At 28.9% G+C, this 24027-nt stretch carries 19 protein-coding genes, 9 tRNA genes and 1 other annotated feature; of the genes, 23 read left to right on the forward strand and 5 right to left on the reverse strand.

Annotated elements, in window-relative coordinates; genetic code table 11:
- The first annotated feature begins 29 nt into the window (after positions 1 to 29).
- The 20 genes from rpmG (at position 30) to N3D74_03405 (ending at position 16243) form a co-directional block, all read left to right on the forward strand.
- Positions 30 to 179: a 50S ribosomal protein L33 gene (gene rpmG / locus N3D74_03310; protein MCX8095202.1), complete on the forward strand. Its 150-nt coding sequence runs from the start codon at positions 30 to 32 to the stop codon at positions 177 to 179.
- Positions 178 to 253 (forward strand) — tRNA-Trp (locus tag N3D74_03315). The genes rpmG and N3D74_03315 overlap by 2 nt, the downstream gene beginning before the upstream one ends.
- Before the next feature lie 8 nt (positions 254 to 261).
- A complete protein-coding gene (gene secE / locus N3D74_03320) occupies positions 262 to 471 on the forward strand; it encodes a preprotein translocase subunit SecE (protein ID MCX8095203.1) in 210 nt (69 codons plus the stop codon).
- 6 nt (positions 472 to 477) lie between these two features.
- On the forward strand, positions 478 to 1038 hold the full coding sequence (gene nusG, locus N3D74_03325; protein MCX8095204.1) for a transcription termination/antitermination protein NusG: 561 nt from the start codon (positions 478 to 480) through the stop codon (positions 1036 to 1038).
- Positions 1039 to 1050: 12 nt separating this feature from the next.
- Positions 1051 to 1476 carry a 50S ribosomal protein L11 gene (gene rplK, locus N3D74_03330; GenBank protein ID MCX8095205.1) on the forward strand — a complete coding sequence of 142 codons (426 nt, stop codon included), beginning with the start codon at positions 1051 to 1053 and terminating at the stop codon, positions 1474 to 1476.
- Positions 1477 to 1486: 10 nt separating this feature from the next.
- A complete protein-coding gene (gene rplA / locus N3D74_03335; GenBank protein ID MCX8095206.1) occupies positions 1487 to 2185 on the forward strand; it encodes a 50S ribosomal protein L1 in 699 nt (232 codons plus the stop codon).
- Positions 2169 to 2292: a sequence feature (ribosomal protein L10 leader region), on the forward strand. Its footprint overlaps the gene before it by 17 nt.
- Positions 2293 to 2302: 10 nt before the next feature.
- Entirely contained in the window at positions 2303 to 2824 is a 522-nt protein-coding gene (rplJ, locus tag N3D74_03340) for a 50S ribosomal protein L10 (GenBank protein MCX8095207.1), read from the forward strand.
- A 14-nt stretch (positions 2825 to 2838) separates the two neighbouring features.
- Positions 2839 to 3219 (forward strand): 50S ribosomal protein L7/L12, encoded by a 381-nt coding sequence (rplL, locus tag N3D74_03345; protein MCX8095208.1) that lies wholly within the window; start codon positions 2839 to 2841, stop codon positions 3217 to 3219.
- Between the two features lie 50 nt (positions 3220 to 3269).
- Positions 3270 to 6695, forward strand: a complete 3426-nt coding sequence (locus N3D74_03350; GenBank protein MCX8095209.1) for a DNA-directed RNA polymerase subunit beta — start codon at positions 3270 to 3272, stop codon at positions 6693 to 6695.
- Entirely contained in the window at positions 6692 to 8767 is a 2076-nt protein-coding gene (gene fusA / locus N3D74_03355; GenBank protein ID MCX8095210.1) for an elongation factor G, read from the forward strand. Before N3D74_03350 ends, fusA begins: the two co-directional genes overlap by 4 nt.
- A gap of 13 nt (positions 8768 to 8780) precedes the next feature.
- Entirely contained in the window at positions 8781 to 12830 is a 4050-nt protein-coding gene (rpoC, locus tag N3D74_03360) for a DNA-directed RNA polymerase subunit beta' (protein ID MCX8095211.1), read from the forward strand.
- Positions 12831 to 12854: 24 nt separating this feature from the next.
- Positions 12855 to 13529, forward strand: coding sequence for a DUF554 domain-containing protein (locus tag N3D74_03365; protein ID MCX8095212.1), 675 nt, complete (start codon positions 12855 to 12857; stop codon positions 13527 to 13529).
- A 46-nt stretch (positions 13530 to 13575) separates the two neighbouring features.
- A tRNA-Pro gene (locus tag N3D74_03370) sits at positions 13576 to 13653 on the forward strand.
- A 4-nt stretch (positions 13654 to 13657) separates the two neighbouring features.
- Positions 13658 to 13734 (forward strand) — tRNA-Arg (locus N3D74_03375).
- Positions 13735 to 13736: 2 nt separating this feature from the next.
- Positions 13737 to 13813, forward strand: a tRNA-His gene (locus tag N3D74_03380).
- Between the two features lie 3 nt (positions 13814 to 13816).
- Positions 13817 to 13893: transfer RNA gene (locus N3D74_03385), tRNA-Arg, on the forward strand.
- A 26-nt stretch (positions 13894 to 13919) separates the two neighbouring features.
- Positions 13920 to 13995, forward strand: a tRNA-Lys gene (locus tag N3D74_03390).
- 6 nt (positions 13996 to 14001) lie between these two features.
- A tRNA-Leu gene (locus N3D74_03395) sits at positions 14002 to 14088 on the forward strand.
- Between the two features lie 6 nt (positions 14089 to 14094).
- The gene (locus N3D74_03400) at positions 14095 to 15057 is read left to right on the forward strand and encodes a peptidylprolyl isomerase (protein ID MCX8095213.1); all 963 of its coding nucleotides are present in this window, start codon (positions 14095 to 14097) and stop codon (positions 15055 to 15057) included.
- 1 nt (position 15058) lies between these two features.
- On the forward strand, positions 15059 to 16243 hold the full coding sequence (locus tag N3D74_03405) for a trigger factor (GenBank protein ID MCX8095214.1): 1185 nt from the start codon (positions 15059 to 15061) through the stop codon (positions 16241 to 16243).
- Here N3D74_03405 and N3D74_03410 read toward each other — a convergent pair.
- The 3 genes from N3D74_03410 to N3D74_03420 form a co-directional block, all read right to left on the reverse strand.
- Positions 16222 to 16296, reverse strand: a tRNA-Ala gene (locus N3D74_03410). The genes N3D74_03405 and N3D74_03410 overlap by 22 nt on opposite strands.
- Positions 16297 to 16334: 38 nt before the next feature.
- Positions 16335 to 16428: transfer RNA gene (locus tag N3D74_03415), tRNA-Ser, on the reverse strand.
- A gap of 40 nt (positions 16429 to 16468) precedes the next feature.
- Entirely contained in the window at positions 16469 to 17005 is a 537-nt protein-coding gene (locus tag N3D74_03420) for a CDP-alcohol phosphatidyltransferase family protein (GenBank protein MCX8095215.1), read from the reverse strand.
- A gap of 53 nt (positions 17006 to 17058) precedes the next feature.
- On the opposite strand from N3D74_03420, the gene gltX reads away from it, so the two are divergent.
- From gltX to rlmB, 3 genes are read left to right on the forward strand one after another with little or no spacing between them, the layout of a single operon-like run.
- Positions 17059 to 18489 (forward strand): glutamate--tRNA ligase, encoded by a 1431-nt coding sequence (gene gltX / locus N3D74_03425; protein ID MCX8095216.1) that lies wholly within the window; start codon positions 17059 to 17061, stop codon positions 18487 to 18489.
- Positions 18486 to 19937 carry a cysteine--tRNA ligase gene (gene cysS / locus N3D74_03430; GenBank protein MCX8095217.1) on the forward strand — a complete coding sequence of 484 codons (1452 nt, stop codon included), beginning with the start codon at positions 18486 to 18488 and terminating at the stop codon, positions 19935 to 19937. Before gltX ends, cysS begins: the two co-directional genes overlap by 4 nt.
- On the forward strand, positions 19903 to 20622 hold the full coding sequence (rlmB, locus tag N3D74_03435) for a 23S rRNA (guanosine(2251)-2'-O)-methyltransferase RlmB (protein MCX8095218.1): 720 nt from the start codon (positions 19903 to 19905) through the stop codon (positions 20620 to 20622). Before cysS ends, rlmB begins: the two co-directional genes overlap by 35 nt.
- On the opposite strand, the gene N3D74_03440 is transcribed toward rlmB, so the two are convergent.
- Both N3D74_03440 and N3D74_03445 read right to left on the reverse strand, forming a co-directional pair.
- Positions 20619 to 20975, reverse strand: coding sequence for a YraN family protein (locus tag N3D74_03440; GenBank protein MCX8095219.1), 357 nt, complete (start codon positions 20973 to 20975; stop codon positions 20619 to 20621). The two genes, rlmB and N3D74_03440, sit on opposite strands and share 4 nt — an antisense overlap.
- Positions 20976 to 21021: 46 nt before the next feature.
- Entirely contained in the window at positions 21022 to 24009 is a 2988-nt protein-coding gene (locus tag N3D74_03445) for a stalk domain-containing protein (GenBank protein ID MCX8095220.1), read from the reverse strand.
- Positions 24010 to 24027: the final 18 nt, after the last annotated feature.

Consider the following 24027-nt stretch of genomic DNA (forward strand, 5'->3'; position numbering starts at 1 on the left):
GTTTCAAAACTTATTGAGTAGGTGAAAGAATGAGAATAATTATATCTCTTGAATGCACTGAATGTAAAAGAAGAAATTATACAACAACAAAAAATAAAAATAATGATCCTAATAGATTAGAATTAAAAAAGTATTGTCCATGGTGTAAAAAACATACTCTTCATAGGGAGGTGAAATAGGCCCGTAGCTCAACTGGCAGAGCACCGGTCTCCAAAACCGGTTGTTGGGGGTTCAAGTCCCTCCGGGCCTGCCATTTTTATCATGAGTGAGAAAAAAAGTATTATTCAAAGAATTAAAAATTTTTTAAAAGAAGTAAGGGTTGAATTTATAACAAGAACTACTTGGCCTTCTAGAGATAGGTTGTTAAATTCTTTTGTAACTATTTTGATTTTTATAATATTCTGGGCTATATTAATTGGAATTTTTGATATAGTATTTGCGGAATTTCTAAGTTTTATTACTTCAATATAGTTTAATATGAAAAAAGAAGATATCGTAGAAGAAAAAGAAAAAAAACAAAAAAGATGGTATATTGTTCATACTTATTCAGGTATGGAAGAAAAGGTTAAAAAAAACCTTGAACAAAGTATTGATGCTCACAATATGCATGATAGAATATTTAGAGTTGAAGTACCTGTAGATTGGAAAGTTAAGTTAAAAGATGGCAAGAGACAAATTGTTCCTGAAAAGGTTTATCCAGGTTATGTTCTTGTCGAAATGATAATGGATGATGATACATGGTATGTTGTAAGAAATACTCCAGGAGTACTTGGTTTTGTTGGAGGTGGGGGAAAACCAACCCCACTTACAGAAGATGAAGTTAGAGTTATAATGAATAGAATTGGAATTGAAGAAGCAAAAGCTCAACTGACCTTTTCAATTGGTGATACAGTTAGAGTTATAGGAGGACCTTTTGACCAAATGATTGGAAAAGTTGAAGAAATTTATGAAGAAAAAGAAAAAGCAAAAGTTAGACTCTCAATATTTGGTAGAGATATACCAGTTGAGATTGATTTTATACACTTAGAAAAAATATAAGGAGGTTTATATATGGCAAAAGAGGTTGAGGCAATAATAAAACTTCAAATACCTGCTGGCAAAGCAACTCCAGCACCACCAATAGGTCCAGCTCTAGGTCAAAAAGGAATTAATATTATGCAATTTTGTAATGAATTCAATCAGAAAACTAAAGATCAAGATGGAATTATTTTACCTGTTATAATAACAGTTTATAAAGATAAAAGTTTTACATTTGAAATTAAAACTCCTCCTGTTTCAGAACTTATAAAAAGAACATTAAAAATTGAAAAAGGTTCAGGAGAACCAAATAAAAATAAAGTTGGAAGATTAACTAAAAAACAGATTAGAGAAATTGCAGAAAAAAAATTAAAAGATCTGAATACAGATGATATTGAAGCAGCAATGAGAATTGTTGAAGGCACAGCAAGAAGTATGGGAGTTGAAGTAGAAAGGTAGGTGATATAGAATGAGTAAGAGATATGAGGCGCTTCTTTCAAAAATTGAAAAAGGTAAAACTTATGATCCAAACGAAGCATTTAAACTTATTAAAGAATTAGGAACTGCAAAATTTGATGAAAGTGTAGAGGTTCATATTAAATTAAATATTGATCCAAAACAAACAGATCAAACTGTTAGAGGTTCTGTTCTTTTACCACATGGTATAGGAAAAACAAAAAGAGTTCTTGCATTTGTTAGAGGTGATAAGATTAAAGAAGCAGAAGAAGCAGGAGCAGATTATATAGGTGACCAAGAAATAATAGAAAAAGTTTTAAATGGATGGTTCGAGTTTGATGCAGTTGTGGCAACTCCTGACATGATGCCTGCAATTTCAAAACTTGGAAAAGTTTTAGGACCAAGAGGTTTAATGCCAAATGCAAAAGCAGGAACTGTAACACAAGATATTGGAAGAGTTATAAAAGAGATTAAAATGGGAAAAATTGAATTTAAAACTGATAAACTTGGAAATATTCATTCTGTAATTGGTAAAGTAAGTTTTGAGGAAGATAAACTTAAAGAAAATTTTATTGCTTTAATTGATGCTATATTAAAAGCAAGACCTCCATCTGTGAAGGGCCAATATATTAAATCTATTTATATAACTACTACAATGGGCCCTTCTATTAAATTAGATACTCTTAAAGTTTTAAATTTAATTGGAAAGTAAGCCTAAGATAGTGGGTGCCTTTTGGCTTAATGTTTATCGCCCACCGAGGCAGGGAAAACTAAAAAGATTTTCTTGTCCTTCGGTGGAAGGACTTTTTAATTTTTAGGAGGATAAGAGATGATAACAAAAGAAAAGAAACTTGAACTCTTAAATGAAATAGAGAAAAAAATTGATGAGACAAAAATTATAGTTTTTACTACTTTTAATGAACTACCTGTTTCTGAAATTTTACCTTTAAGAAGAGATATAAGATCTAAAAAAGGTGAATTAAAAGTATATAAAAACACTTTACTGAAAAAAGTTTTAGAGAAAAAAGATATAAAACTTAATGATTCTATTTTTACAGGAACTACAGCAGTTGTATTTGCATATGAAGATCCATTTCAGATATTAAAAAGTGTAAATGAATATTTAAGAACCCATAGAAAAAATTTCGATATTAAGGGAGGAATTTTTGGGAGAACAATATTATCAAAAGATGACATTAACTCTCTTTCAACTATTTCATCAATTAATGAAGTATATGGAAAATTAGTTTATTCACTAAAATCTCCATTGATGAGAATTTCATTAACTCTTAAATCTCCAATAATAAGGCTTATAAATGCCTTAAATGAGATAAAAAGTAAAAAAGAATAAAGGAGGAATTAACAATGACAAAAGAGGAACTTTTAGAAGCAATTGAAAAAATGAGTGTAGTTGAACTTGTTGAATTTGTTAAAGCACTCGAAGAAAAATTTGGTGTCTCTGGAATGCCTATGGCAGTTCCTATGGCAGGAATGCCTCAAGCGCAGCAACAAGCAGCAGCACAAGAAGTTGAAAAAACAACATTTGATGTAGTTTTAACTAGTGTAGGTCAAGCAAAAATACAAGTTATTAAAGTTCTAAGAGAAGCATTAAATGTTTCACTAAAAGAAGCAAATGACCTAGTTTCAACTACACCTCAAGTTATAAAGAAAGGGTTAAGTAAAGAAGAGGCAGAGGATCTTAAAAACAAACTCTCCGCTGTTGGCGCAACAGTGGAAATTAAATAATTTGAACCCCGAAATTTTTCGGGGTTCTTTTATATTAAATTGGAGAAATTATGGAGATAAAAGAAGTTATTAACTTCAATAAATTTATTTTTTCTAATTTTGAAATACCTGATTTATTACAATTTCAAAAAGATTCATTTTATAATTTTATTAATAAAAAAATACCAAAATTACTTGATGAAATATCACCAGTTGATACACCAAAAGCTATGGTTGAATTTTTTGATCCAAAAGTATTTCCTCCTGAACTTTCAGTTGATGAATGTAAAGAAAGAAAATTAACATATGCAGGAACTTTAAAAGCAAAAGTTAGAATAACAAACAAAAGAACAGGAGAAATAAAAGAACAAGATGTTTTTTTGGGAGAGATTCCTTATATAACTCCTCACGGATCTTTTGTTTTTAATGGTGCTGAAAGAACAGTTGTATCACAATTGATTAGAGCACCAGGTGTTTATTTCACAAAACCATCATCTGCTCATTCAGGAAGAGTTATTTTTGAAGCAAGATTAATACCAGAAAGAGGTACATGGTTTATATTTGAAGTTGAATCTACAAATACTTTAGTTATTAGATTAAATAAAGGCTCAAGAAAGCTTTACTTTCCAACTATATTAAGAGTTTTTAAAGAATTGAGCGATGAAGAGATAATGGATCTATTTAGAGAAAAAAGAAAAATAAAAGTAAATATTTCTGAGCTTGAAAAAAATCTCCCATGTACATTAGCAGAAAATATTTATGACCCAGCTACTGGAGAGATAGTTTATTATGATGGAGAAGAAGTAACAAAAGAAAAAATTTCTACACTATACGATTTAGGCATAAATAATTTAGAGATTTATAAAGATGTTGTTGATATAATTATTAAAAAAACACTTGAAAAAGATAATAATAAAACACAAGAAGATGCCATATTAGATATTTATAGAAAATTAAGACCTGGAGAAAGAGTTCTTTTAGAGTCAGCTAAAAATTTAATTTATGTAACATTTTTTGATACAAAAAGAAATTATCTTTCTGATGTTGGAAGGCATAAAATAAATCAAAAATTTGGATTAAACCTTAAAGACAATATTGTTACATTTGATGATATAGTCGCAATTATAAAGCATGCAATTAAAATTAAAAATGGATTTGAAAAATTAGATGATATAGACCATCTTGGTAATAGATATGTAAGAGGAGTAGGTGAATTAATGGAAGTCAACATGAGATATGGACTTTTAAGAATGGTAAAAGTTATGAAAGGTAGAATAAGCACCTACTCTGAAGATATGTTTACAGCACAACATCTTGTTAATTCAAAGCCGATTACAGCATCACTACAAAGTTTCTTTGGAACTGGACAACTCTCACAATTTATGGAGCAAACGAATCCTCTTTCATCTTTAACACATAAAAGAAGACTCTCTTCTATGGGGCCAGGGGGATTAACTCGTGAAACTGCTGGACTTGAAGTAAGAGACATACATTCATCTCATTATGGAAGGATTTGCCCGATAGAAACACCAGAAGGTCAAAATATCGGTCTAATCAATTCATTAACAGTTTATGCAAGAATAAACGAGTATGGATTTATAACAACTCCATATAGAAAAGTAATAAATGGTAAATTAACAGATGAGATTGTATATCTTGAAGCACTTGAGGAAGAAAATTATTATATTGCACAGGCAAATACTCCAGTTAATAAAAAAGGAGAGCTATTAAAGGATAATAAGGGAAATATTTTAAATGATGGTTATGCAACAGGAAGATATAAAGGTGAAGTTATTGAAAAAATTCCATTAGAAAAAATTCAATTCATGGAAATTTCACCGCTTCAAGTTTTTTCTGTATCAGCATCATTAATTCCATTTTTAGAACATGATGATGCAAACAGAGCTCTTATGGGTTGCAATATGCAAAGACAGGCAGTTCCTCTTCTTTTTCCTGAACCACCAATTGTTGGTACTGGAATGGAAAAAATTGTTTCAAGGCATGATCCAAGTATTGTTATTTCAGAAATTGATGGAAATGTAAAAGAAGTATCTGGAGATAAAATAGTAATAAAAAATAAAAAAGAAGAAAGGATTTATGAATTAAAGAAATTCGCTAGATCCAATCAAGATACATGTATAAATTCAAGACCAATTGTAAAAAAAGGTGATTATGTTAAAAAGGGTGATGTAATAGCCGATGGTCAAGCAATAAAAGATGGCATTTTATCTTTAGGAAGAAATCTTCTTATAGCTTATCTTCCATGGAGAGGTTATAATTATCAAGATGCTATATTGATTAGTGAAAGATTAGTAAAGGATGATGTTTATACATCAATCCATATAAAAGAATATATTACTACAGTAAGAGAAACAAAAGCAGGACCAGAAATTTTAACAAAAGATATACCTAATGTTGATGAATCTGAACTAAGAAATCTCACTGAGGAAGGTATTGTAAGAATAGGAGCAGAAGTTAAACCTGGTGATATTCTTGTAGGTAAACTTGCTCCAAAAGCTGAAGTAGATACATCTCCAGAATCTAAAATTTGGAGAGCAATGTTTGGTGAAAAAGGAAAAGATGTTGTTGATAATTCTTTAAGACTTCCACCTGGTGAATTTGGAACCGTAATTTTAACTAAAGTTTATTCAAAGGAAAAAGGAGATGAACTGCCAGTAGGAATTGAAAAACTTGTTAAAGTCTTAGTTGCTCAAAAGAGAAAGATAATGGTTGGAGATAAAATGGCTGGAAGACATGGAAACAAAGGAGTTGTAGCTGCAATACTTCCTGAAGAAGATATGCCTTTTAGAGAAGATGGAACACCAATTGATTTAGTTTTATCACCACTATCTGTTCCATCAAGGATGAATATTGGACAGACACTCGAAACTATGTTAGGATATGCTGCATATAAATTAGGATTAAGAGTTGAGATTCCAATTTTTTCATCTCCAACAGAAGAAGAAGTTCAAGAATGGTTAAAGAAAGTTGGTTTAGATATTTATAGTAAAGAAACATTATATGATGGATATACTGGTGAACCATTTAAAACAAAAGCCCTTGTTGGATATGCATATATAATGAAACTCAACCATCTTGTTCTTGATAAAGTTCACGCAAGATCAACAGGAACTTATTCGCTTGTAACTCAACAACCTCTTGGTGGTAAATCTCAATTTGGTGGTCAGAGATTAGGAGAGATGGAAGTTTGGGCTCTTGAGGCATATGGTGCAGCGAATTTGCTTCAAGAGATGTTAACTGTAAAATCTGATGATATTGAAGGAAGAAGAAAAGCATATGAAAGCATAGTTAAAGGTAAAGATATTGAAGAAGTTGGAATACCTGAATCATTTAAAGTTTTAGTAAGAGAACTAAGAGGCTTAGGTATTAATATAAAGACAATACCTGATTTTGAAAAGAAAGAAGAAAAAAAAGAAGTTAAATTTTTCCTACCAACCAGGAAAAGAAAAAATAAAAAGAAAGAGGTGAGTCAATGATGGTTGAAAGATCTAAAATAAGAAATGTTTCATTAGTTGCCCATAGTGGCGCAGGAAAAACTTCTTTAGTTGAATCAATGCTTTATCTTTCAAAATTTATACAAAAAAAAGGAAGTGTTGACAAAGGGAATACTGTTTCAGATTTTGAACCTGAAGAGATAAAAAGACATATAAGTTTATCAACATCAGTTATTCCTATTAATTGGAAAGGTTATAAAATAAACATACTAGATACACCTGGTTATGTTGAATTTTTATCAGAAGTTAAAGGTGCGCTACTTGTTTCTGAGGCAAGTCTGATTCTTGTTGATGCTACTTCCCATGTAGAAGTTGGAACTGAAAGAGTATGGGAATTTGTAAAAGAGGAAAATTTACCAACTGCTTTTGTTGTAAGTAGAATGGATAGAGAAAATGCTAATTTTAAAGAGGCAGTTGTTAGTATCAAAAAATTTTTTGGTAATGATGCAGTTCCAATTATGATTCCAATAGGTGAAGGTTTAAATTTTAAAGGATACATTAATATAATTACTCAAAAAGGTAAAATTTTTGATAATGGAACATACAAAGAAATTGAAATACCTCAAGAATTAAAAAATGATTTTGAAACATATAAGAATGAATTAATTGAAAAAATTGCTGAAGTTGATGAAGAATTTTTAAATAAATATTTAAGCGAAGGAACTTTACAGGAAAAGGATTTGGTGAGAGGTCTTCTCTTAGGGGTAAAAAGTAGAACCCTATTTCCAATACTTTTATCATCAAGTATTAATGATATTGGTACTGAAGAAATACTTGACTTTATAATTAATGAATTCCCAGAGCCATATCTAAATGAAAAGAGGTTTGGTTTTGATGTTAAAACAAATGAGGCTGTTGTTAGAAATTTTGATGAGAATCTTCCATTTTCAGGTCTTGTTTTTAAAACAATAATTGACCCATTTGTTGGAAGAATAAATTATATAAAAGTAATAACTGGTAAAATTATTCCTGATTCTAAAGTATATAATGTGAATAAAGATCAAGAAGAAAGAGTATCTTCAATAGGATTTATTATAGGTAAAAATCAAGAAAAAGCTCAAGAAATTAGAGCAGGTGATATTGGAATTATAACTAAATTAAATGTTACTTCAACAGGAGATACATTAACTCAACCAGGTTTTAATGTAAAATATAATTATTTTGAAATACCATACCCTATTATTTCATATGCTGTTGAACCAAAGAGAAAAGAAGATGAAGATAGATTAACATCTGCACTTTTTAAAATGGCAGAGGAAGATCCAACCTTTATTGTAGAGAGAAATGATATAACTAAACAGTTAATAATTAGAGGTACTGGAGCAACCCATATTCAGGTTATACTTGAAAGAATTTCAAGAAAATTTGGAGTTGAAGTTAATTTAAAGAAACCTGAAATCGCTTATAAAGAAACAATAAAAGGAACTGCAAAAGCTGAAGGCAAATACAAAAAACAGACTGGTGGACACGGTCAATATGGGCATTGTTTTATAGAAATTAATCCTCTTGAAAGAGGAAAAGAGTTTGAATTTGTAGACAAAATATTCGGTGGAGCTATTCCAAAACAATACATACCTGCAGTTGAAAAAGGTATAAGAGAAACAATGAAAGAGGGAATAATAGCAGGCTATCCAGTAGTTGATGTTCAAGTGATACTATATGATGGTTCATATCACCCAGTAGACTCCTCTGAACTCGCTTTTAAAATTGCTGCTTCAATGGCTTTCAAAAAAGCTTTTGTTGATGCTAACCCTATTCTTTTAGAACCTATATTAGAAGTTGAAATTAAAGTTCCTGAAAACTTTTTAGGAGATGTAATATCTGATTTAAACACAAGAAGAGGAAAAATACTGGGCATGGATTCTGATAAAGGAATTTCAATTGTAAAAGCATTGGTTCCTGAATCAGAAATGTTAACTTATGGATTAGATCTTGCTTCAATAACTCAAGGCAGAGGATATTTTACTGCAAAATTTTATAAATATGATGAAGTTCCTCAAAAGTTAGCAGAAGAAATTATAAAGAAAAGGAAAGAAGAGTTAGAAAAACAATAGGAGGTGAATATATTTGATTCAAAAGAAATTTGATGCAATTGAAATATCATTAGCATCACCTGAAGATATATTATCCTGGTCTCATGGTGAAGTAAAAAAAGCAGAAACTATTAATTACAGAAATTTTAGACCAGAAATGGAAGGACTTTTTTGTGAAAGGATTTTTGGTCCAGTAAAAGATTATGAATGCCATTGTGGAAAACTTAAAGGTGTTAGATATAGAGGCCTTGTCTGTGAAAGATGTGGAGTTGAGGTTACTACGTCAAAAGTTAGAAGAGAAAGATTTGGACATATCACACTTGCTTCTCCAGTAGTTCATATTTGGTATTTCAGATCAACAAATATAATTCCAGTATTACTTGATATGTCAAAGAATGATGTAGAAAAAATAGTTTATTATGCTTCTTATGTTGTTTTAGATCCAGGAAATTCTCCTTTAAAATATAAACAAGTAATTAATGAAGAAGAGTATAGAGAATATAAAGAGAGGGGATATAACTTTATAGCAAAAAGAGGTTCAGATGCAATTTTAGAGTTATTAAAATCCATTGACCTTGAAAGTTTAAGAGAAGAGTTAATGGAAGAGATAAAGAGATCTTCAACTAAGCAGAAAAAGACTTCAGCAATGAAAAGACTTGATTATGTAGAAGCATTTTTGAAATCTGGAAATAAGCCCGAATATATGGTTTTAACAGTTCTTCCCGTTATACCTCCTGATTTACGACCTCTTTTGCCTCTTGATGGTGGAAGATTTGCATCTGTTGACTTAAATGATTTATATAGAAGAGTCATTAATAGAAACAATAGGTTAAAAAAGTTAATCGATGTTAATGCTCCAGAAATAATGTTACAGAACGAAAAGAGAATGCTTCAGGAAGCAGTAGATGCATTACTTGATAATACTCATAAAATACATCCAATTATTGGTTCACATAATAGACCTCTTCATTCATTATCTGATATTTTAAGAGGTAAACAAGGAAGATTTAGACAGAATCTTTTAGGAAAAAGGGTTGATTATTCTGGTAGAAGTGTAATAGTTGTAGGACCAAAATTAAAACTTGATGAATGTGGTTTACCAAGAAATATGGCACTTGAACTCTTTAAACCATTCTTAATGCACAACCTTGAAGAGACAGGTATAGCACTAAACTTAAGAAGCGCAAAATGGATGATTGAACAAGCTGTTAAAGATCAAAATAGTCCTGTATGGAAAGTACTTGCTGATACAGTAAAAGATTATGTCGTACTTTTAAATAGAGCACCAACGCTTCATAGAATGAGCATTCAATCATTTAAACCTGTCCTTGTAGATGGTGAAGCAATTCATATTTCTCCTTTGGTTTGTCCCCCATATAATGCAGATTTTGATGGTGATCAAATGGCAGTTCATCTTCCTCTATCTATTGCTGCACAAACTGAAGCAAAATATTTACTTTTATCGAAATATAACATTATCTCTCCTGCACATGGTAAACCAATAACTCTACCTGTACAAGATGTAGTTGCTGGTTGTTATTATTTAACGAAAGAGAAAAAAGGTGAAAAAGGAGAAGGTTTAAAGTTTTATACAATAGAAGATCTCAACGCAGCATTAGATGAAGGAAAAGTAACATACCATACTATCATTGATTTTTATTGGAATAAAAGATGGATAAATAATACAACTGTTGGTAGAGTCATATTCAATAATCTGGTTAAAGAAACACTTGAAGATGAAAACTTTGAATTTTTTGATAGGGTAATAGATCAAAAAACAGTAAACGATCTTTTCTTCCAAGTATTTAAAAAATATGGATTTGAAAAAACAGCAAAACTTTTAGATGAAGTTCAAAAACTTGGTTTTGAAATTGTTACTCTTTCAGGATTAACAATTGGAATGGATGATATGGTTATACCCAAAAGAAGAGACGAAATAATTAAACAAGCAGAAGAAAAAGAGAAAAAATTAAGAGAATTTTATGAAAAAGGTTTAATGTCTGAAAATGAAAGGTATAAAAAAACAATTGATGTTTGGTTGAAAGCAGGAGAAGAACTTGTTAATGAAATATTTGATACCTACAATCCATTCAATTTCTTACTCCTTATGGCAATTTCAGGTGCAAGAGGAAAACCAGAGCAAATTTTACAAATGGTTGGAATGAGAGGGCTTATGTCTGATCCATCTGGTAGAATTATTGAGTTTCCAATTAAATCAAATTTAAAAGAAGGTTTGTCTGTTCTTGAATACTTTATATCAACACATGGAGCAAGAAAAGGTTTAGCCGATACAGCTTTAAAAACTTCTGATGCAGGGTATTTAACAAGAAGACTTGCTGATGTTGCCCATAAGGTTTTTGTAAAATATGAGGATTGTGAAGTTGTTCCTGTTAAACCAATAGTTATAGGTGAAAAGGTTATAAAGAGTTTATACAGACAAATTGTAGGAAAAGTTGCAGCAAAAGATGTTATTGATCCAAATACTGGAGAGATAATTGTTCATGAAAATGAGGAAATAACAAGAGATAAAGCTCTTGAAATTGAAAATAAAAATATTGAAATTGTTTGGGTAAGGAATTTTACAGATGGAATTGAAGTTGAAGAGATAAAAGAAGGTCAAAGAATTATTGAAACTCTCGAAGAGAGGATTCTTGGAAGATATGCAGCAGAAGATATTTATTCACCGAGTGAAAAGATTGTGAAATATAATATTGAAACTGAAAAACCAGAAGAAGGATTTATAGCAAAAGATATTGTAGACGAAAAACTAAATATAATTGCAAGAGAAGGCGAAAAAATAACAACTGAATTATTAAAGAAACTAATTGATAACAATATTAAAGAGATATTAATTAAGATACCATCTAAAAGAGAGTTAATCGTTAAAAGAGGAGAAGAAATTGATGAAGTTGCAGTAAACAAAATTAAAGAATATGGTATTAAGAAAGTCAAAATAAGATCAGTTCTTACATGTTCTTCACCAAATGGAGTTTGTGCTAAATGTTATGGAAGAGATCTTTCAACCGGAAAACTTGTAAATTTAGGTGAAGCAGTAGGAATTATTGCATCTCAATCAATCGGTGAACCAGGAACTCAATTAACATTAAGAACTTTCCATACTGGTGGAATTGCAGCTAAAGATATCACTTCTGGTTTACCCAGAGTTGAAGAATTGTTTGAAGTAAGAAAACCAAAAGGAAGTGCAATAATTTCAGAAGTTACAGGATATGTAACAGTTAGAGATGAAGAGGATGCAAGAAAAATTATAATAACACCAAGAACAAGAGAAATAGCTGTTAATATTTATGAAAAATTAATTGAAAAATTAAATAATTTAATGTCAGTTGACTCAAATTTAACAATAACAGATCTAGATTTAGATAGAGAAACATTAGAAGTTTTAACTGAAGCTAAAATAGAAAAGGTTAAAGATATTTTAAATTTAGAAAAAGAAGAGTTAATTAAAAAATTAATTGGAAGAGAAACTATCTACATAGTTCCCTATGGTAAGACATTAAGAGTTCAAAATGGAGATTATGTTAATGTGGGTGATAGATTAACAGAAGGACCTCTTGATCCTCATAAAATTTTCCAAATTAAAGGTTTAAGAGAAACAGAACAATATCTATTACAGGAAATCCAGAAAGTTTATAAAAGTCAAGGTGTTACAATAAATGACAAACACATAGAAATAATATTAAGAGAATTAACAAGAAAAGCCATAATAATTAATCCAGGGGATACTAAATTTTATCCTGGTCAAGAAGTTGAAAGAAGTGAAGTTGAAGAAGAAAATAGAGTTGCTAAAGCAGAAAGTAAAAATCCTGCAACCTATAAAATTTTATTACTAAGATTAACCAAAGCAGCTCTTTCTGCAGATTCTTTCTTATCAGCATCTTCTTTCCAAGAAACTACTAAAGTACTTGCTGAAGCAGCAATCAGTGGAAAGATAGATACATTAGAAGGACTAAAAGAAGCAATTATTGTAGGAAGTATGATACCTGTTGGAACTGGTTTTTCAGAGTATGATGGTATAAAAATTATTGAAAAGAAGGAATTAGTTGAAGAAAGGGAGAGTGTTTAAAACTCTCCCTTTTAATTTTAAAAAATGAAGGGTACACTTTTTAATATTTTTACTGTAATCTTAGGGAGTATTCTTGGAATTTTAATTGGTAGTAAATTTCCAGAAAGAATTAAAAAAATTGCATTTGATGGTGTAGGGCTTTCATCATTGACTCTTGGAATTATGCTCTCATTAAAAACAGATAACATAATAATAATGGTATTCTCGATTCTTTTAGGTGGAATTATAGGCGAACTAATAAAAATTGAAGAATTTTTAAATGCAATTGGTGATAAGATTAAAACTAAAATAAAATCAGACTCTCCATTTACTGAAGGATTTATAACTTCAACTCTTGTTTTTTGTGTAGGTTCTATGGCAATAATTGGTTCAATTAATGAAGGTTTAACAGGTGATGCTACAATTTTATATACAAAATCTATTTTAGATGGGGTAACTTCAATTGCTTTATCTTCAACTTTAGGAATAGGTGTAATGTTTTCTGTATTTCCTATATTGATATATCAAGGGGGTATAACTGTTTTATCAACGTTAATTAAAGAACTGTTTACAGAACATACTATAAATATGATTACAGGAGTTGGTGGAGTTTTGATAATTGGTATAGGATTAAATTTACTAGGATTAAAAAAGATAAAATTATCAAATTTTTTACCATCTCTAATAATTGCATTTATTTTATCTCTTATTATCAAATAAACCTCTTGAATTTTTTAAAAATTCTAATATACTTTTAATTTGATGTCGGGGCGTGGCGCAATTTGGCTAGCGCGCATGTTTTGGGTACATGAGGTTGGAGGTTCGAATCCTCTCGCCCCGACCATTTCGCGCCCATAGCTCAGTAGGATAGAGCAACGGACTTCTAATCCGTAGGTCGCAGGTTCGAATCCTGCTGGGCGCACCATGGTGGACGTAGCTCAATTGGTTAGAGCGTCGGACTGTGGATCCGATGGTTGCGAGTTCGAGTCTCGTCGTCCACCCCATTAGCGCCTATAGCTCAATAGGATAGAGCAGCGGAGTCCTAATCCGCAGGTTGCAGGTTCGATTCCTGCTAGGCGCACCATAAGTAAGTCATGATTATTATGAGGTGGGTCGTTAGCTCAAATGGTAGAGCACCTGACTCTTAATCAGGGTGTTACAGGTTCGAGTCCTGTACGACCCACCAAATTACGCGAGGGTGGCGGAATTGGTAGACGCACTGGACTTAGGATCCAGTGGGCAATAGCCCATGCGGGTTCGAGTCCCGCCCTTCGCACCAATATAGATGAAAAAGAGATTTGATATAAAGAATAAAAAAAAGAAAATATTAAAATTTCTTATTTTTTTTATTGTTATACTAATTATTTTTATAATAGGATATTTTAAATTTATTAATTGGTGGCGAAAAGAATCACAAATTGCCGCTAGAGTTGGTAATGATATTATAACATATGAAGATCTTGAAAATAGAGTATTATTGAATCTTGGTTTAGAAAATATATACTCATCTGCATTTCAAGATAGATATCTTACAATAAGAAAACAAATTCTCGAAGAAATTATTGAAGATTCTCTTGTTATGAAATATGCAATTGAAAAAGGGTATTCCGCACCTCAAAAAATAGAGGGTTTTGATGAATATACAGAAAATGATAAGATTAGAAAATTTTATGTTTCTATGATTGAAAATGAAATAATGAATGAAATATCTAAAAAATTAAAAGAAGAAGAACTTTTAAAATATTATAATGATAATAAAATAGAATTTATAAAATTAAAAGCTCAAGTAATATACATTAGTTCAAATAAAGGAGATCCTGATTATTCAGAAAAAGAAAAGAAAATCAATGAAGCTTACACCAAGATTTTAAGAGGAGTACCATTTGAAAAAGTTGTACAAGAATATTCTGATGAAAAAGAAAACAATGGAATAACAGAATATTTTGATGTATTTAAATATATAGGACCAGTAAATGAAGTTATTTTTAATTTAAAAATTGGCGAAATTTCAAAACCAATTATAACTATAAAAGGTTTTTATATTTTTAAAATATTAGATAGAATTGAAGGATATGAGAAATTTAAAGATGTTATTAAAGAAAGGTATTTAAAATATAAAACAAACATTGAACTTGCTAATTTAAAGGAAAATTTAAAATATGAAAATGAATCAATAATACAATATGGTAATAAAGTTGAAAAATTAATTAATTGGTATAATAAAGTTTTATTAGGAAAAGGAGGATAATTTGAACATTACAATTAAAAACTCGGAAAAGAACAAAGTTAATTATGAGGTATCATTTGAGAGAGAGGAAATAGAAAATGAATATAGAAATATATTAAATTATTATTCAAATAAAGTAAAAATTCCTGGTTTTAGACCTGGTAAAGCACCACATAATCTAATTAAGAATATTATAGGAGAAGATATTATTCTTGATGAGATTAAAAAAAGATTAAGAGATAAAGCTCTTGAAAAAATATTTAATGATATTAAAAATTTATTTCCATCAGTAGATATAAATTTTAGTGATTTTAAAATAGAAAATCCAGTTTTTTTTCTAACAACCTATTTAATACCTGATATTAAAACTATAAATTTAAAAGAAATTATTGATGAATTAAAAAATGTAACAGAGGAAGAAATTGAAAAAAGAATTAATATTATAAAAGAGGAAATGAAAGAATTTATTCCCAAAGAAGGTTTAATTGAAAAAGGAGACTATGTAATATTAAAATATAAATTTCAAGATACCAATGAAGATAAAGAAATTTCCTTTATTGTTGGTGAACATAAAAATTTGATCGAAGATTATATTTATGGAATGAGAATTGGTGATAAAAAAGAGATTGATATTCAAGGTAGTAAAATGATTATTGAAATTATAGAGATAAAAACTCCTAAATATCCTGAATTAGATGAAAAGTTTTTTAAGGATTTTGAAGTATCTAATTTCGAAGAATTTAAAGAAAAAGTTAAAAATAATATTATAAGAGAAAGGTTTAATGATGAATTTCTTGAATCTTTTATAAATAATAAATTAATTGAATTAAACGACTTTTATGTTCCTAAAACATATATTGACGATGAGACAAATCATAAAATAGAACATTTTAAAGAAGACTTATTGAAAAGCGGTTTAACTCTTGAAGAATTTCTTAAGGCCAGAAATGAAACTTTGGAAGATTTGAAAAGTAGTTTTGATAAAAGCTCAGAAAATCAGATAAAACTTGATATTATTTTAAGTTTACTTTCAAAAGATTTAAATGTTTCAGATGAAGATATCAAAAATTATTTTCCAGATAATTATCAATATATCATACAGGATAATGAACAAAAAGAAAGAGTTGAATCATATATTAAAAAAGTTAAATTAATTAAAAATTTAATTGATGAAATAAAGAAAATTGGTGGAGCAGACGGGATTTGAACCCGCGACCTCATCCTTGCGAAGGATGCGCTCTCCCTCTGAGCCACTGCCCCTAAATTATTTATATGATTGTTAATTTCTTTTAAAATAGTGGCGGAGAGAGCGGGATTCGAACCCGCGAGGCGGGTTTTAACCCACCTACCCGCTTTCCAGGCGGGTGCCTTCGGCCACTCAGCCATCTCTCCTAAAGTTTATTATATTAAAAAATTAATTTATGTAAATATTTTACTTTTTATGCTTATTTTTAAATAAAGTTTCACTATTTTTAACCTCATGATTTGGTATACCCTCTATGTACTCTTTAATAACTTTAAAAAATCTTTTATGGAATAGTATAAGATTTATTAGAATCCATATTAAAATTATAACCCTTAAATCTTCATAATAAATTATTGCAATTATGAAGGGAGAAAAGGTAACAGGCGCTTGTAGTGTCATTAGAAAAGTTTTATTGTAATAGAAAATTAATATAAATACAAAGATAATGTTATATATGATAAATATTTTTTCATTAATATAATTTGCTTTAAACAAATAAAAGAAAAATGACCATTCAAAAAATAGATCAATTTGAAAATCAAATTTACCAAGTTTACCTTCTATATTAAATATTCTAGCTAGAAATCCATCTAAAATATCAGTTGTCCATCCAAATAAAATAGAGTAAAAATAAAGATGAAAATTAAATATATCAAAAACACCAAGATATATAATAAATAATCCACTTAAAATTCTCAAAAATGTAAATATATCAGGTAACATCTTTAACATCATTTTTATTGTATAATAAATAAAAGATTTTTAAAGGAGGTATTATGATTAGAGTTAGATTTCCTCCATCACCAACTGGTTTTATGCATATAGGAAATGTAAGAACAGCTCTTTTTAATTTTCTTTTCGCAAGAAAAAACAATGGAAAATTTATTTTAAGAATAGAAGATACTGATAAGGAGAGATCCAAAAAAGAATATGAAGATGATATAATTGAGGGTTTAAAATGGTTAAACTTAAACTGGGATGAGGGCCCAGATATAGGTGGTCCTTTTGGACCATATAGACAATCAGAAAGATTAGAAATTTATAAATTTTATATAGATAAACTTTTGGAGGAAGGTAAAGCATACTTATGTTTTTGTAGCGAAGAGGATATTGAGAGAGATAGGGAAGATATGCTTAAAAAAGGTCTTATGCCTAAATATTCAAGAAGGTGCAGAAATTTAAATAAAGATGAAATAGAAAAAAAATTAAAAGATAATTCTAGTCCAGTTGTAAGATTTAAAACACCATTAGATGGGGAAGTTGTTGTAGAAGATGAATTGAGAGGAAGACTTACTTTTCCAATTGAAAATTTAGATGATTTTGTGATTTTGCGTTCAGATGGTATGCCAACATATAATTTTGCTGTTGTTATTGATGATGCATTAATGAAGATCAATTATGTAATTCGAGGAGAAGATCATCTTCATGGAAACACACCAAGACAAATTTTGCTCTATAAAGCACTAAATTTCCCATTACCAAAATTCGTTCACTTACCAATGATACTCGGTGAAGATCATACCAAACTTTCAAAAAGACATGGCTCTGTTTCGTTAAGAGATTATAAAAATGAAGGTTATCTACCTGAAGCTCTCGTAAACTATATGGCACTACTTGGATTTTCGCCTAAGACAAAAGAAAAAGAAATATTCTCTCTTCAAGAATTAATAGATGAGTTTAGTATTGAGAACCTTTCAAAAAGTAATGCCATATTTTCTCCTTCAAAAATAAGATGGATGAATCATAAATATATTGAGATGTTATCTATAGATGAACTTTTGAAAAGAATTAAAGATTTTTATAAAGATAGTGATTTAGAGATTAAAAATGATGATTGGTATAAAGAATTTTTAAGACTTATGAGAGATCATATATTTGTTCTTAGTGATATAAAAAAGTTAGTAAAAGAAATATTTGAACCTGAAAAATTATCAGATGAGAAAATTTCTTATTTAAGAGAAAATAAGAATTTAATTCTAGAGTTTTATGATGCTATTGAAAAATTTGAAAAATGGAATGAAAATAATATTTTAAATTTGATCAAAGATATAGGGAAAAAGCTTTCTCTCAAAGGAAAAGACCTTTATCATCCATTAAGAGTACTTATAACTCATCAAGATCAAGGACCAGAAATTTATATTTATATTTATCTTCTTGGTAAAGATAAAACACTAAATAGAATTGAGGAGGTATTAACTATTTTATGATAAAAGTTTATAATACTATATCAAGAACAAAAGAAGAATTCATAACAAGAGAGAAAAATAAAGTTTATATGTATGTTTGTGGATTAACTCCTGATAATTATCCACATATTGGTCATGCAAGACCACTTGTTATTTACGATACAATAAAAAGATATTTAAAATTCAAAGGTTATAATGTGAAATATGTTCAAAATTATACTGATATAGATGATAAAATAATCAAAAGAAGTTTAGATTGGGGGCTTTCTCCAAAAGAAATTGCAGAAACATTTATTAATATGTATGAAAAATATATTGAATTATTAAATATAGACACTGAAGGCAATATATATCCGAGAGTTACTGAGCACATAGATGATATTATAAAAATGGTAAAAGACCTTCAGGATAAAGGATATGCTTATGAAACAGATACTGGTGTTTATTTTGAAGTTAATAAATTTAAAGAATATGGAAAACTATCAAATAGAAAAATTGAAGAATTACTTAAAGGCGTAAGAATTGAAGTAGATGAAACAAAAAGAAATCCTCTTGATTTTGCCTTATGGAAAAAGGCAAAAGAAAATGAGATTTCATGGAATTCACCATGGGGAAAAGGTAGACCTGGATGGCATATTGAATGTTCTGTAATGTCAATTAAATATCTTGATTTTAGTTTTGATATACATGGGGGAGGCATAGATCTAATTTTTCCACATCATGAAAACGAAATTGCACAAGGAGAAGCATGGAAAGGAGATAAGCCTGTTGTTAGATACTGGTTACATAATGGATTAATTACAATTAATAAGGAAAAAATGTCTAAATCACTTGGAAATATCTTAACAATAGAGGATATTTTAAAAAAGTATGAGCCAGAAGTTCTAAGAATGTTTCTTTTATCATCTGATTATCATTCACCAATTGACTATTCTGAAGAAAAAATGGAGAAAACAAGAAATGAATATTATAAGATAAGAGAATTTTATTCAATTGTACAAAATTTTGAAAAAGAAAAAGATTTGGAAGACGAATATTCTAAAAATATAATTAATTCTACTTTTAACGAGTTTATAGAATTTATGGATGATGATTTTAATACTCAAGGAGCAATTGGTACAATATTTAAATTAATTAATAAATTTAATTCCAATGAAATAAAAGGAGAATATAAACTTTTAAAAGAAACATTAGATAAAATGTTAAATATTCTCGGAATTAAAATTTCGTATAAAGTTGTTGAAAATTTAAAGGAAGAATTGATAAAAATATTGAAACAATTCAATTTTTATACACTAGATGACGAAAATTTAGAAGAAAATGAGTTAATAAAAAAAATAATAGATGAAAGAAAAAAATTAAGAGAGAATAAAGAGTTCAAAAAATCTGATGAAATTAGAGATAAATTGAATCAATTAGGTTATGAGATAAGGGATGGAAGAAGAGAAACAATTGTTTTTAAAAGATAATTATATAGTTTTTAACAAAAACGAAATATTAGAAGCAATTAAAGAAAATAAGCTTCTAAAAGTAATTTTTAAATATGGCTATAAAAATAGCGAACTTGAAAATACATTAAAAAAATATGGAATTCCAATATCTATTAAAGATAAAGATTTTTTTAAAAAATTTTCAAAAAATGTTAATTTTATAGGTTATGTTTCACCTATTCAAATAAATTCAATAAATGAAATAGAAATAAGTAATGATTCTTTTTATGTATTACCTTTAAATATAGAAGATCCACATAATCTTGGTGCAATTATCAGAAGCGCTGAAATTTTTGGAGCCAAAGGGATTATTTTACCTAAAAGAAGAGGCTCACTGATAACTCCAACTGTAATTAAATCTTCAACTGGTGCAATTTTTCATTTAAAGATTTTTGAAGTAAGTGGAATTGTTAATTCTATAAAAGAGTTAAAAAAAAGAGGTTTTTGGATTATTTCCCTTGATATGAAAGGAAATATTGAACTTCATAAGTTTAGTTCCCCTAAACCATTTATTTTAATTACTGGTGGTGAAGATAAAGGTATCAATCAAAAAGTTTTGGAAGAAAGTGATTATATAATAAAAATTAAAACATATGGAAAAACTGAAAGTTTAAATTCATCTGTTGCATTAGGTATTGCTCTTTATGAATTGACAAAATCTTAATCAATAAAATTCTTAATATGATTTATTTTAAAATTATTTTCTGATTTATATTCAATGCCAATAAAATCAAATTTTATATTCTTATATTTCTTTTGTGTTGATAAAAGATATTCAAGTGCTAATTTTTTATAGTTATATATTTTCTTTTTTGTTATACTTTCTTCTGGTAAAAGTAAATTTGATGAACTTTTGGTTCTAACTTCAATAAAAATTATTTCGTTATCTTTTTCAGAGATTAAATCTATTTCTCCAAATCTAGTTCTGTAATTTTTACAAATTATTTTGTACCCTTTATTCTTTAAATATTCTGATGCAATCTCTTCGCCTAGATTTCCTAAAATTTTCCTCTTCATAAAAAAAGAGCCCCTCCTTTATGGAGGGGCTTAAAATTTTCTTAATTTAATCCTTTGGATAAGTAATTGTCACTGTTTTTGTATTTGGATCCCAGTCAACTTTACATCCAAGATTTTCAGCAACAAATCTTACAGGGAGCATTGTTCTTCCTTGAATAATCATTGGAACAACCTTTGGGTTATTCGGATCAATTGGAGTATTTACTCCATTTACTCTTGCTATATTTTTTCCAATCCATAGTTCAATTGTGGTTAATTTTAATGAAACAGTTACTTTCTTTTCGTTTGCATCCCATCCTACATTTGCTCCAAGTGGTTCAGCAACCCATCTTATTGGAAGTAAAGTTCTACCTTCAATGATTTGTGGTGGTACATCTATTTCTTGTTCTTTATCATTTACAAGCATTATTTTATTGCCAATTTGGAGTTTTAATATTATTTTCCTAATATTTATTTCACCAATTTCTATATTTGCTTTTATTTCATTTAAGTCTGGATCTTTTAAGACAAGATTTGATAATTTAAGTTGTGTCTTTCCTAATTTTAATGCCTTAAATTTAAATTTTATGATTGTTCCTTCTCCACTTATTCCTTGAACTTTTCCTGTTCTTGAAACTCCTATAATTATTTCCCCTTTATCTTTATTTATATTCTTTAAAAATAAAGTCGAGGCACCATCTTTTTTGAGAAATTCACCTTCGATTATATCTTCTAAATCTAAATATTCCTTATCATATGTTAAAGTAAAACCAAATCCGTATAAATTATCAACTTCTTTAATAATTATTGGAACATCGAATGATGAGTTAAGATCTGCATTTATCCCATTAACTAAAATTTTAGTTCTTGTTGCAAGAACAACTTTTAATGAAATAATCTTAATTAAATTAGGGTCTCCCTTAGATTTAATTTCAAGATCAATTTTCATCTCTTCTCCAATTTTAGCTGTTATCGGAGGAGTTACTTTTAATTCGAAACTCTTTTTTTCTTTTGAGTTTAAATTTAATTCTTTTGGATAGATTACCTTCCAATCATAAACATTTGATACTAAATTTATTTCATAAATATCATCTTTTGCACCTTTATTAGAAATAGTTAAATTAAATATTATTTCAACCCCAGGTTTAGTAATTTTCTCAATTGAATCAGAAGTTAAAGAAAATGCAAAATCTTGTAGTTTTTCACCAAAAGGAGAAATAATTCTAACAACATTATGAAATAGATCTGCTGCATAAATCATACCATCCTGTCCTATAAATAAATGAGCAAGTTCATAATATCCTCTTGGTGTTGAGCCTAAAAAAGTTCCATCAATCTTAAACATTTGAATTCTTCCATTTTCAGTATCTGCTACATAAACAACTCCTTCTTTGTCAACAGCAACTCCTGTAGGAAACCAGAATTTTTCTAATGCTCTTCCTCCTCCTTTTCCAATTTTTAATAGTAATTTACCATTTTCATCATAAACATCTACATAATGATCAAAAGTTGCGACATAGATGTTATTATTTGAATCTACTGCAATAGCATTAGCTTCACCTTTAATCTGAAATTCTTTTAAAATTGTTCCGTCATTTGGAGATATTGCATAAACCATAAAATTTCTTGTTACAACCCAAATTCTACCTTTATTATCAAATGCCATCTGATATGGTTGTAATATTGTATCCTTACAATTTTCTAATACTTTTTTAAAATTACCCTGTAAATCAAATACTGAAATTGGTGCGCCTTCAATTCCAGATGAAACATAAACCTCATTTTTACCACATAAAACGCCACCAATTGCTGCAAAAGGTTTATCATCTGAAATTCCTTTTATTTTTTTCAAAAATTTTCCCTCACTATTGAATATCGCAATTTCGCCTGTGTCAGAAAAGTTTGCCCAATGTGCTACCCAAATATTTCCAGAAGAGTCAACAGAGGCAGAAATTGGATTTATTAATCTCCCTTCTAATTCATAATCATAATCAATTTTATTTTTAAAGTTTCCATTTTTATCAAAAACTGTTAATCTTGTTGTTCTTGGCCAACCAAATGGATTTCCTGGTCCATAGAAATATCCTGCATCAAATGTGTAAACATTTTCTTCTTCATCAACTGCAACACCTGCTGGTGTTAAAAACTCACCTGGTTGAAGTGGAATTCTTGTTCCTCTTTTACCAAACTTCAAAATAAAGTTACCATTTTTGTCAAATTTTTTAATACAAGGATTTAAAGGTGTTCCTAAACCTCTATCTACGATATATATGAAATTACCTTTAACTTCAATATCAAATGGGTAAATAAATTGAGTATCTCCTGCGCCTTTTCCACCAAAAGAGAAGAGCACATTTCCATTTTGATCAAGTTTAAATATTTTGCAACTTTTAGCATCCACAACCCATAAATTGTTTTCTTCATCAAAACACATACCTTCTGGATTTTCTATTTCTACAACTTTTATTACTTTTAAAAGCTCTCCTTTGTTTGTAAAAATTTGAATTCTAGAATTTAATTGATCTGAAACAAATATTTTTCCATCTTTTGAGACCGCAATACCAGAAGGTCCGTTAAATTTTCCTTCAGCTGTTCCTTCTTCGCCAAATACAAGTAACACATCTCCAAGTGGTGAAAATTTTACAATATAGTTATTAAAGAAATCAGCAACATAAACATTCCCATTATCATCAACATCTAAATCAGCAGGATATTGAAGTTTTCCATCACCAAATCCAAGTTCTCCAAATACTTTGATATGTTTCAAATTTTTATCAAGAATATGTATTCTACCATATGATGTGTCTGAAACATATAGTAATCCCTTTTTAAATTTCATTCCTTGCATTGGAAAAGAAAGTTCAGATTTAAAATCGCTTTCAACAGTGTTTGCCCATAATAGTGTAAAAGAACCAATATAATCTTCTGGCATAATGCCAATAACACCAATTTGAACAATATCCCTTTGTTGTGAAAAAGTTGTTTTAATAGTGGTATACCCAAATAGAATTACTAAAATCAATATTAAATTTAGTAACCTTTTAAATAATTGCATCTACTCCTCCTTTCTAAA

It is taken from the genome of Caldisericia bacterium (assembly GCA_026414995.1).
Lineage (GTDB): Bacteria > Caldisericota > Caldisericia > B22-G15 > B22-G15 > JAAYUH01.